Annotated in this window: 11 protein-coding genes; 5 read left to right on the forward strand and 6 right to left on the reverse strand. The window is 64.1% G+C overall.

The genetic code is table 11. The annotated features are described in order from the left end of the window. Positions 1 to 19 precede the first annotated feature (19 nt). From recO to uvrC, 3 genes are all read right to left on the reverse strand, one after another. The gene (gene recO, locus A7Q26_RS02735; RefSeq protein ID WP_066856160.1) at positions 20 to 766 is read right to left on the reverse strand and encodes a DNA repair protein RecO; all 747 of its coding nucleotides are present in this window, start codon (positions 764 to 766) and stop codon (positions 20 to 22) included. Positions 767 to 815: 49 nt separating this feature from the next. Further along, a complete protein-coding gene (locus A7Q26_RS02740) occupies positions 816 to 2,387 on the reverse strand; it encodes a methyl-accepting chemotaxis protein (protein WP_232313645.1) in 1,572 nt (523 codons plus the stop codon). Between the two features lie 164 nt (positions 2,388 to 2,551). Beyond that, positions 2,552 to 4,465 (reverse strand): excinuclease ABC subunit UvrC, encoded by a 1,914-nt coding sequence (gene uvrC / locus A7Q26_RS02745; RefSeq protein ID WP_066856163.1) that lies wholly within the window; start codon positions 4,463 to 4,465, stop codon positions 2,552 to 2,554. 161 nt (positions 4,466 to 4,626) lie between these two features. On the opposite strand from uvrC, the gene A7Q26_RS02750 reads away from it, so the two are divergent. After that, complete coding sequence (locus A7Q26_RS02750) at positions 4,627 to 5,679, forward strand: NAD(P)-dependent alcohol dehydrogenase (RefSeq protein ID WP_066856166.1); 1,053 nt, start codon at positions 4,627 to 4,629, stop codon at positions 5,677 to 5,679. Between the two features lie 98 nt (positions 5,680 to 5,777). Here A7Q26_RS02750 and A7Q26_RS02755 read toward each other — a convergent pair whose 3' ends face one another. Genes A7Q26_RS02755 through epsC form a run of 3 tightly spaced genes read right to left on the reverse strand, consistent with a single transcriptional unit; the run spans position 5,778 to position 7,207 of the window. After that, positions 5,778 to 6,107, reverse strand: coding sequence for a YnfA family protein (locus A7Q26_RS02755; RefSeq protein ID WP_066856170.1), 330 nt, complete (start codon positions 6,105 to 6,107; stop codon positions 5,778 to 5,780). Positions 6,108 to 6,155: 48 nt separating this feature from the next. Next, positions 6,156 to 6,494 (reverse strand): DUF2794 domain-containing protein, encoded by a 339-nt coding sequence (locus A7Q26_RS02760; RefSeq protein ID WP_066856173.1) that lies wholly within the window; start codon positions 6,492 to 6,494, stop codon positions 6,156 to 6,158. Further along, positions 6,494 to 7,207 (reverse strand): serine O-acetyltransferase EpsC, encoded by a 714-nt coding sequence (epsC, locus tag A7Q26_RS02765; RefSeq protein ID WP_066856176.1) that lies wholly within the window; start codon positions 7,205 to 7,207, stop codon positions 6,494 to 6,496. The genes A7Q26_RS02760 and epsC overlap by 1 nt, the downstream gene beginning before the upstream one ends. Before the next feature lie 177 nt (positions 7,208 to 7,384). Here epsC and A7Q26_RS02770 point away from each other — a divergent pair, with 177 nt between their 5' ends. The 4 genes from A7Q26_RS02770 (at position 7,385) to A7Q26_RS24415 (ending at position 10,792) form a co-directional block, all read left to right on the forward strand. Continuing rightward, positions 7,385 to 8,158, forward strand: a complete 774-nt coding sequence (locus tag A7Q26_RS02770) for a sulfite exporter TauE/SafE family protein (protein WP_066856179.1) — start codon at positions 7,385 to 7,387, stop codon at positions 8,156 to 8,158. Positions 8,159 to 8,197: 39 nt separating this feature from the next. Beyond that, on the forward strand, positions 8,198 to 9,127 hold the full coding sequence (locus A7Q26_RS02775; RefSeq protein WP_066856183.1) for a hydrogen peroxide-inducible genes activator: 930 nt from the start codon (positions 8,198 to 8,200) through the stop codon (positions 9,125 to 9,127). 342 nt (positions 9,128 to 9,469) lie between these two features. Beyond that, positions 9,470 to 10,300 carry a 23S rRNA (adenine(2030)-N(6))-methyltransferase RlmJ gene (locus A7Q26_RS02780; RefSeq protein ID WP_066856186.1) on the forward strand — a complete coding sequence of 277 codons (831 nt, stop codon included), beginning with the start codon at positions 9,470 to 9,472 and terminating at the stop codon, positions 10,298 to 10,300. Between the two features lie 171 nt (positions 10,301 to 10,471). After that, positions 10,472 to 10,792: a hypothetical protein gene (locus A7Q26_RS24415; RefSeq protein WP_084438946.1), complete on the forward strand. Its 321-nt coding sequence runs from the start codon at positions 10,472 to 10,474 to the stop codon at positions 10,790 to 10,792. Positions 10,793 to 10,949 lie beyond the last annotated feature (157 nt).

Here is a 10,949-nt window from a genome sequence, read left to right on the forward strand (position 1 = left end):
CTTATGAAGACAGAAGGTTTCACGCAACCGCCCTTTTGAGCCGTTCGACCAGTCTTTCCCGCGCGGCCAGCACATCGGCGCGCCGGTCGGTCAGCACCGACCGCTCCAGGAAGAAGCCGGTGAGGCGCAGCCCGTCCACTATCTGCGTCCAGTCGCCCCCTGACTCATGCGGGCCGCCCGCCAGCAGGAAGGGCGGCAGCGGCAGCAGCCGGCTTTCATAGCCGACTGCCGCCGCCCGGCTGACCGCCGCCGCGCTGCGCGGACTGACGAACGCCAGATCCTCCGCATCGCCCATCGCGGCGCAGCGGGTGAGGTCGAGACCAAAGCCCAGTTCGGCGAGCAGCAGCAATTCGTAGCGCACCAGCGCCACCGCCCAGCCCCGCGCCGCCGGCGCCGCCTCGATCGCGCCCAGCACGCCCTCCAGCGCCTGAAAAAGCGCGGGATAGGGCGTCATTTCGGGCAGGGTCGCGGCAGTCAGTGCGCAACTCCAGTCGATCGCCGCGGCGGGGAGCGGCTCGGCATGGAGCGGCGCGCGGCTATGCTCCAGTTCGACGGTCAGCCCGGCCAGTTGTTCTTCGGTGCGGGCGCGAAATTCCGCCTTCACCACATTGCCCGGCAGCAATACCGGCCGCATCGCGCGCGACCGGCCCCCGCGCACATAGCCCGGCATCAGGCCATGATCGGGCGTCAGCAACCGCGCGATCGCGCCATGCTCGCCATGATGCCGCACGGCACAGACAAGGGCGGAGGTGTTGAGCATGGCCACGCCATCGGCTTAGCGAGATGCTTTCGCGCCGACTAGCCTCACCAGCGAGTCACGCGGCACGCAGTTCCTGCAAGACCTTGCGCACAGTGTCCTGCAATTCCACGGAACGGCTGGACAGGGCGCCGGCAGCCGTATCGGTCCGACCCATCGCGTCATGCGCCTCCGTCAACGCGCCGCTCAGCGCTTCGGCCTGCGCCGCCGCGTCGGCGATATGCCGCGCCATTTCCTCGGTCGCAGCGGCGATTTCGCTGGTCGCGCGAATCTGCTCGGCGACCTGATCGGCGATGGTAGCGGCGGAGGCATCCGCTGTTTCGGCCGATCTGGCGGCGATGTCGATCGCCTCCGATACGCTGCGCGCCGCTTGCCTGATATCCTCGAGATAGGCGTCGATCTGACGGGTCGCCTGCGCCGTCTGGGACGCCAGGCTCTTCATTTCCGACGCGACCACGGCAAAGCCACGCGTGTCGGCGTTGCTGCGGGTTGCTTCGATGCCGGCGTTGAAAGACAGGGTACGGCTTTGCGCGGCGATGGACGAAATCAGCGCGACGATCGAACTGGCAGCGTCGACAGTGGTCGAAAGCGCCTTCACTTCGGGATTGAGCGCGCGCGCCGCCACGGCACCGCCGTGCGCGCTCTCCCGCGTGCGGGCGGCGCTGCTTCCGACATGGTTGATCGACGCTGCGAGCCGTTCTGTGTCGTGCGCCACTGCACGGACGTCCCCTTCGGCCCTGGCATGGGCAGCACGCAGTTCCGCCGACTGGCTGGTGGTGCGGTCGAGCAGTCTGAAAAGCCATTGCTTGCTGGTGGAGAGCTGACGCGACAATTGACCGAGGTCGCCGACGACGGCGCCCAGCCGCGCCTCCAGCGCGTCGGCAACCAGCCGTCGGCGTTCGGCCGCTTCCTCCGCGCGTCGCGCCGTCTCCTCCACGGCCCGCTGCCGATCGGCTGCAATCTGTGCCTTCTCGAGCGCCGCCAGCGCCTCTTCGGCGCGGCCCTTGGCGTCATCCGCTTCACCCCGCAATTGCTCACTGACAATCCGGGCCTGCGCCTGCGCTCGGATCAATTGGGTCAACTGATCGATGATCCAAAGCAGCATCACCGTCTGTAAAAGAACGATCAGCGCATGGAGGAATACGCGGGGCAGATTTCCAGCGTCGGCAAAAACCCAGCCTGGTTGCAGATAGGCAAGCGCCAGATGATGTACCGCGGTGGCGCCGGCTGCAACCAGCAGGGCGCGACGATCGAGCAGCGCCGTCAACATCGCCAGCGCCGCGAAGAACGCCATATGCAGGTCCATCTGCCAGATATGGCCACGCAGCAGGAAGACGTGGAGCGCGGGGAAAGCCATCGCCGTAAGCGCCAGGGTCATCCGGGCGGATGGCGATACGTCGCCGCGCAGGACCATTGCGGTCGGGATCAGCGCGAGGAGCGCGGCGACGAGCGGCGCAGCAAAGGCGTCGGCAACATCCCGTCCCATCGCTACCAGACCTAGGACAGCAATGTTCAGCCAGAACAGCAGCACCAGCATCCGCGCGCCCGCCCGCCGCATGGCACGCAGCGAATCATCCGCATCGGGCAGGACGCCGCTGGTGTCGGGGCTGCGCAGCGTATGGAGCCGCAAGCGATCCCCAAGGCGAGCGCGCCGGAAAATATGCGTAGCTTCGTCCCACCTCATGATCGCCAGTCCCGTCCAGCTCAAGATGCGACCATGAAGCTGACAGAAAAGCATTAATAGGTCCTTAGCCGTAACGAACCCGCTTTCATGCGTGTCAGGCTGACCTTCGATCACCCATGGAAATAATCATAGACCTGTTGCGCCACGGCCTTCGACACGCCGGGCGCGCGTTGCAGGTCTTCCAGGGCGGCGTCGCGCACCGCGCGGGCGGTCCCGAAATGCATCAACAGCGCCTTTTTCCGGGCGGGGCCGATGCCGGGGACTTCGTCCAGCGAACTGACGGTGATCGCCTTGCTGCGCTTGGCGCGGTGGGCGCCGATGGCGAAGCGGTGGGCTTCGTCGCGCAGGCGCTGGAGGTAGAAGAGGACGGGATGGTTGAGCGGGAAGGTGATTTCGCGGCCGTCCATCAGGTGGAATATCTCCCGCCCCTCGCGGCCATGATGCGGCCCCTTGGCGACGCCGATCATGCAGACATCCTCTATCCCCATTTCCTCCAGCATGGTGCGGGCGGCCGATAGCTGGCCCTTGCCGCCGTCGATCAGCACCAGGTCGGGCCATTCGCCGCTGTCGCGATCCGGGTCTTCCTTCTGCGCGCGCCCGAAGCGCCGCTCGAACATTTCGCGCATCATCGCGAAATCGTCGTTCGAGATGGCCGGGTCTTTCATATTGAACTTGCGATAGGCGGATTTGCGGAAGCCCTCCGGCCCCGCAACCACCATCGCGCCCAGCGCGTGCGCGCCCTGGATATGGCTGTTGTCGTAGATTTCGATGCGGTCGGGCACGCCGTCCAGCCCGAACGCCTCGACCATCTCGTCGAGTATGCGGCCCTGGCTGGTGGTTTCGGCGAGCCGGCGGTCGAGCGCTTCCACCGCGTTGCGCTGCGCCTGCTTGATAAGGCGGGTGCGCTCGCCGCGCTGGGGCACCTCGATCCGCACCTTGCCGCCCGCCCGCTCGGCCAGCGCCTGCGCCATCAGTTCGCACTCGGCGGGCTGGCGATCGGTCAGGATCAGTCGCGGTGGCGGCACTTCCTCATAGAATTGCGCCATGAAGCTTTCCAGCACCTCCTCCGTCGCGACATCGGCGGTATGGACCGGGAAGAAGCTGCGGTGCCCCCAATTCTGGCCGCCGCGAATGAAGAAGGCCTGGATGCACATCGCCCCGCCCTTTTCCGCCAGCGCGAAAATGTCGGCGTCGCCCAGCCCTTCGGCATTGATCGCCTGTGACCCCTGAATGAAGGTCAATGCCTTCAGCCGGTCGCGGATCACCGCCGCCTGCTCGAAATCCAGCGATTCCGCCGCCTGCTCCATGGCGGCGCCCAGCTTCTTCTGCACGGCGGTCGACTTGCCGCCGAGGAAATCCTGCGCGTCCTTGACCAGTTCGGCATAACCCGCCGCGTCGATGCGATCGACGCAGGGCGCGGAGCAGCGCTTGATCTGGTAGAGAAGGCAGGGCCGCGAGCGGTTGGCGAAGAAGCTGTCGGTGCAGGACCGGAGCAGGAACAGCTTTTGCAGCGCGTTGATCGTCCGCGTCACCGACCCGGCGCTGGCGAAGGGACCATAATAGCGGCCCTGATATTTGCGCGCGCCACGATGCTTCTGGACGCGGGGGAAGGCATGATCCTCCCGCAGCAGGATGAAGGGGAAGCTTTTGTCATCGCGCAGCAGGACATTATAGGGCGGGCGGTAGCGCTTGATGAGCTGCGCCTCCAGCAGCAGCGCTTCGGCCTCGCTGTTGGTGGTGACGATGGTCATGCTGCGCGTCTGGGCGACCATGCGCTGGAGCCGGCGCGGCAGGCGGTCGACCTGGGTGTAATTGGCGACGCGGTTCCTGAGCGCCCGCGCCTTCCCCACATAGAGCACGTCGCCGCGCGCATCGTGCATCCGGTAGACGCCGGGGCGGATCGGCAGCGTCTTGAGCGTGGTGCGGATCGCCTCCACCCCGGCGTCGATGTCCGGCTGGCTGCCGGTGACGGTGAAGCTCGCCTTGTCTTCGTTGAAACGGTCGGGGGATTGGGGGCCGGACATGGCGCCTGAGATAGCGCACCCGGCTTCTTTCGCAATGGCCGGGTTGATCGACCCATTCCCGACCCTATCTATACCGCACCGTACAAAAAGATGCGGACTTTCCACCCCCATTGCCGCGAGCCTCGCTGGCATCTCCAAATCATTCAAAAGAGGGACACTCCATGAGCGTGAAAGCCTATGGTGCCTATGCGGCCGATAAACCCCTGGAAGCGATCGACATCGAAAGGCGCGCGGTCGGCGCGCATGATGTGCAGATCGCCATCGCCTATTGCGGCGTTTGCCATTCGGACCTGCATCAGGTCCGCTCCGAATGGGACGGCACCCGCTATCCCTGCGTTCCTGGTCACGAGATCGTCGGCCATGTCACCGCCGTTGGCGACCATGTGTCGAAGTTCAAGGTCGGCGACACGGTCGGGGTCGGCTGCATGGTCGATAGCTGCCAGCATTGTTCGGCCTGCGACGAAGGGCTGGAGCAATATTGCGAAAAGGGTTTCGTCGGCACCTATAACGGCCCGACCGCCGATGCGCCCGGCCATACGCTGGGCGGCTATTCGCAGAGCATCACGGTCAAGGACGATTTCGTCCTGAAGATCAGCCATGCGCCAGAGCAGCTTGCCGCAGTCGCGCCCCTGCTGTGCGCGGGCATCACCACATGGTCGCCGCTGCGCCACTGGAAGGTCGGGCCGGGGCAGAAGGTCGGCATCGTCGGCATCGGCGGGCTTGGCCATATGGGCATCAAGCTGGCCCACGCCCTGGGCGCGCATGTTGTAGCCTTCACCACGTCCGATTCCAAGCGCCAGGACGCGCTGGAACTGGGCGCGGACGACGTCGTGGTGTCGCGCAATGCGGAGGAGATGGCCGTTCATGCCAACAGCTTCGACTTCATCCTGAACACGGTCGCCGCCAGCCATGATCTCGACACCTTCACCGCGCTTCTGAAGCGGGATGGCACGATGACGCTGGTGGGCGTGCCGGAACATGCACACCCCTCCCCCAATGTCGCGGCGCTGATCTTCAAGCGCCGGACGATCGCCGGGTCGCTGATCGGCGGCATCGCCGAGACGCAGGAGATGCTCGATTTCTGCGCGGAGAAGGGCATCACGGCCGAGATCGAGATGATCGCGATCCAGGAGATCGAGACCGCCTATGCGCGGATGCAGAAGAGCGACGTCAAATATCGCTTCGTAATCGACAACGCCACGCTGGCGGCGTGACTTGGCCGGTCTGAGGCGTTTTCCGGCTCGGCAGCGATTGCACTTGCCCTGAAAACGCGTCGAGGGCGGGCGGCTCGACCAGCGTCACCCGCTCCGCCCTATCCGGTGCGGTGCGGGGCGAGGAAGATCACCGCCGCGCCGATCAGGCACAGGGCCACGCCCGCGACGTCCCAACGGTCTGGCCGCACGCCCTCCACCAGCCAGAGCCACATCAAGGCCGACAGGATGTAGACGCCGCCATAGGCCGCATAGGCGCGCCCGGCCTGCGACATGTCGACCAGCGTCAGCAGCCAGGCGAACAGCATGAGCGAGGCGGAGCCGGGGATCAGCCACAGCGCGGACCGGCCCGACCGCAGCCACGCCCAGAAGGCGAAGCATCCGGCAATTTCCGCAAGGGCGGCGACGACATAGACGAGGGCAGAGGTCATCACCCGGCTCTATCAAGTGGGCATCGCGCCGTCTTTCCTAAACCGGCGTTAATCCTCGACGATCCTCAGCAGCTTGCGTTCGACCGGGGCCAGCACATTCTGGAGATCCTGCCCGCGCTTCAGGATATGGCCGCCCTCGCCGACCAGCGCCCACATGCCCTGGCGATGGCGCAGCGCGGGGCGTTTCTCGATGCGATATTCGGGGCGCTCGGCGGAGCGGCGAAAAGCGCTGAAGATCGCCGCCTCCCGCCCCATGTCCATGGCATAGTCGCGCCAGTGACCGGCCGACACCATCCGGCCATAAAGATCCATGATACGCTGCAGTTCCAGCCGGTCGAAGCCCACCTGTCCGGGCGAAGCCGCAGGGAACGGCGTCACATTGGTCATCAGGCCCGGCCACGCTCCCTGAACAGCACGCCGGGTTCGGGAACGTCCGGCTGCTGCCGCTCGGCCACCAGTTCGGCGATCCGCTTCTGCAACTGCTCTACCTCGCACTGGAGCATTTCCAGCTTCTGCTTTTCCGGGTCGAAGCAGTCCGAACAGGGCGTGCCATAGGGCATGAAGTCACGCTGATAGGCGGTGACATCGACCAGCATCTGCCGCGCCGGAATGCCGACCATCGTGGCCCCTTCGGGCACGTCCTTGGTCACGACCGCATTGGCGCCGACCCGCGCACGCGCGCCGACCTGCACCGGCCCCAGCACCTGCGCGCCCGACCCGACGATTACGCCGTCGCTCAGCGTCGGATGCCGCTTGCCGGCGATGCCGTTGGCGGGGTCCGTGCCGCCCAGCGTGACATTCTGGTAGAGGGTCACGTCATTGCCGATCTCGGCTGTCTCCCCGATCACGGTGAAGCCATGGTCGATGAAGAAGCGCTTGCCGATCTTCGCGCCGGGATGAATGTCGTTGCCGGTCAGGAAGCGCGACAGATGGTTCACCGCGCGTGCCAGAAAGAAGAGGCGGGCGCCGTACAGGCGGTGCGCGACGCGGTGGAAAGCCAGCGACCATACGCCGGGATAGAGCAGGATTTCCGCGCGGGACCGGGGCGCGGGATCGCGCGCCTTCACCGAATCGAGATAAGCGACAAGATTGCGCAGCATGTCCGCGTCCCTGAAAATTCTTCCCTGACCGCGTCCTACATAAGGCCATGCCCGGATTTTTTCCAGAGCAGCAGGCCGATGCGGCGAAATGCCGCTTTCGGGTTATAAAGGGAAACTTGCTTTGCAATATGATATATGCCTATCAATGAGGTAGACAATCAAACCAAAGGACGACGGATGATTGACGCCTTCATCGCCAATTTCGGCGACATTCTGCCCTTCATCCTGATTGGTTTCGGCGCCCAGATGATCGACGGCGCACTCGGCATGGCCTATGGAGTTATTTCCAGCACGCTGCTGCTGGCGCTCGGCGTGCCGCCCAGCCGCGCGTCCGCCAGCGTCCATGCCGCCGAAACCTTCACTACCGGCGTGTCGGCGGTCAGCCATATCCTGCACCGCAATGTCGACTGGAAGCTGTTTGCCCGGCTCATCATTCCCGGCGTGATCGGCGGCGTCGCGGGCGCCTATCTGCTGTCGAACATCGACGGATCGGTCATCAAGCCCTTCGTCCAATTCTATCTCGCCGCGATCGGCGTCTATCTCATCTGGCGGGGCTTCCACCTGCCGCCCAAGCCGCGCGATCCCAAATGGGTGACGCCGCTGGGCCTCGTGGGCGGCTTCATGGATGCCACCGGCGGTGGCGGCTGGGGACCGATCGTGACGTCCAACCTGCTGCTCCAGGGGTCCAGCCCGCGCCATACGATCGGCACAGTCAACACGGTGGAGTTCATCCTGACCACCTCGATCAGCCTGACCTTCCTGTTCCATCTGGGCTGGGAAACCTTCACCACCTACACGGTCGGCCTGCTGATTGGCGGCGTCGTCGCCGCGCCCTTCGGCGCGATGCTCGCCCGGCGCGTCTCGCCCCGCGTCCTCTTCACGGCGGTCGGCATCATCCTGACGATCACGTCGCTGTTCGGCGTCGCCAAATATCTTGGATATATCGGATAATGCGCTTATATCCGGCTTTCTGATCGAGGAAGCCGATAAATGTCCAGTTACCTGCCCACGCTGAAACAGCTGCAATATCTGGTAGCGCTCAAGGAGCAGGGCCATTTCGGCAAGGCCGCTGACAGTTGTTTCGTCACCCAGTCGACGTTGTCGGCCGGCATCCGTGAACTGGAGTCGCTGATCGGTGTCACGCTGGTCGAGCGCACCCGCCGCGTGGTGCGTTTCACCGCGCTGGGCGACCGGATCGTGGAAAAGGCGCACCGTGTCCTGCGCGAGGCGGAGGAACTGACCGCGATCGCCGAAGCCTCCGGCAAGCCGCTGACCGGCGAATTGCGGATGAGCGTGATCCCGACCATCGCCCCCTTCCTGCTGCCGCGGCTGCTGCCCAGGCTGCGCGGGGAACGGCCCGAACTCAAACTCTATCTGCGCGAGGAAACGACGCAGGCGGCGATCGAATCGCTCCGCCACGGCAATGTCGACTGCGTGCTGCTGGCCCTGCCCTTCCCCATGGGCGAACTGGACAGCGAGATATTGTTCCAGGACCGGCTCTATGTCGCCTTCCCGCATGACGACCCGACCAATCCACCCGACTGGATCGGCCCCAACATGATCGATGAGAGCAAGCTGCTGCTGCTGGAGGATGGCCACTGCCTGAAGGATCATGCGCTGGCGGCGTGCAACCGGCCGGACCTGCGCGCCAGCGCGACGATGATGGGCACTTCGCTCCACACGCTGATCCAGATGGTAGACAATGGGCTGGGCGTGACGATGATCCCGGAAATGGCAATCGCCGGCGGCATATTGGAGCATACGCGCATCGCCGCCCGGCCGCTGAAATCGGAGCGGTCTTCGCGCGACATCGCGCTGGTATGGCGCAAGAACAGCCCGCGGGAGAAGGAATTTCACATGCTGGCGGGCATATTGCGCGACGCTGCGGCAACGAGTTGCCGGCTGCCGGAAGCGGCCTGAAGACCATCCCGTTCGTTCGAAGGGAAGGGCGAAAGGGTCGGGAAACTGGCGGCTCGCAGTGACGGAAATGGGTGGCGAGGCGACTGTCTGCTTTCAGTGAGGCAAGTGGCAATATCTGACACTGTACGGTGAAAATCACCTGGCGATATACGCGCGGCGGCCGACCGACGGCTAATGGCCACTTGCTATCAATACCCATGCCACAACCAGATGGACAGCTATCTGCTTTTACTGGCCAGCCAGCCGCCGTCGCAAAATCGGCCAATAGCGGCACTGCCATAGCTTCGCCTTGCAGAAGGTCCAGCAACTCGTAAAGGCAGATCATCAGGATTTTGAAGCACAATGAATTATCGCCATTCCTTCCATGCTGGCAATAGCGCCGATGTCGTAAAGCACAGCCTGTTGATCACCCTGGTGCGGACCTTGCAACACAAGCCGGGTCCACTGACCCTGATTGACACCCATGCCGGCTGCGGGCTGTACGACCTTGGCGGCGACGAGGCCCAACGTACCGGCGAAGCCATGCAAGGCGTACTGCGGGCCGTTGCAGACCCGAACCCTTTGCTGGACGACTACCGCGCCGCCGTGCAGGCGGTGAATGCGAGTGGCGAACCGCGCCTTTACCCCGGCTCGCCGCAGATCCTTGCGCAGCTTTTGCGCCCGCAGGATGTCCTGATCCTCAACGAAAAGCACCCGGAAGACGCTTACACACTGCGCGGCGTGATGCGGGGCACCAGTGCGGCCGTGCATCAACGCGACGCTTACGAACTTTGGCTGGCTATGGTGCCGCCCCGCACCGCGCGCGGCGTGGTGGTGGTCGATCCACCCTACGAGCAGACGGACGAACGCGCGCGCATCACCGCCACACTCGCCGCCGCTCACCGTAAATGGGCGCATGGTGTGACGGTGATCTGGTTTCCGCTGAAAGACCGCGCCACGCATTGGCAGTGGACGCAAAAGTTACGCAAGCTCGGCATCCCGAAATTTCTGCGGGTTGAGCATTGGCTATATGATAGCGAGCAACCCGGCATCTATAACGGCGCAGGCCTCTTCATTATCAATCCGCCCTATGCTTTCACGCAGGCCCTCCCGCCAATGTTGGAAGCATTACGCGCGGCGTTAGCGCCCGAAGGGCATAAGGGGGAGATCATATCCGATTGGTTGGAGGATTAAGACAAATCCTCCCCCCTTCTCCCAGAAGGGGGATTGCCGCACTTGGCCTATGCGGCGTTGGCGACGGACTCAATCATATGGTCTGTTCGCACAGTATGGCGACTGAGGACATCGAGAAAAGCCTGCGATACCATGGATGGAGTATCGCTGCCGACATGCTAAGGGGATGACATGTTTCAAGCACCCGGCCGCAGCGGCACTGTAGAGATTGACGGTTTCAAATATGATTGGGAACTCCTGAGCGAACCTCAATTATCCTCTTCCGATGGCTGGAAAGGCATGACCGTCTCTCTGCGCCAGAGAGACATGCCGCGCCAGGCCGTGCTGGAATTTCCGGCACCCAAGCGCCTGATGAGAGGATTGCCGAAAGGGCGTTTGCACATCAACGATGCGATTGCTTCGCGAGGAGTGCGGGCCGCACTGTCGGCAGGATGGGAACCTGCATCTCGAGGCAAACCGACGGTTTTCATGGTTGATGCCAACGGTGACTAAGGGGGCGTAAATCGCGCAACCCGGCCACCGCAGATATACATGGAGCCGGTGGGTATCGTGCCATTCGTCCGCTCATCCATCCGGGAAGCGGTCGGTCGGCACGTTAGAGACGGAGTTTCGGCGTCGAACGTCTGCAATTGGTCCAGGCCGTGTGAAA

Origin of the sequence: Sphingobium sp. TCM1 (assembly GCF_001650725.1) — a bacterium.
In the GTDB taxonomy this organism is placed as follows: Bacteria; Pseudomonadota; Alphaproteobacteria; order Sphingomonadales; family Sphingomonadaceae; genus Sphingobium.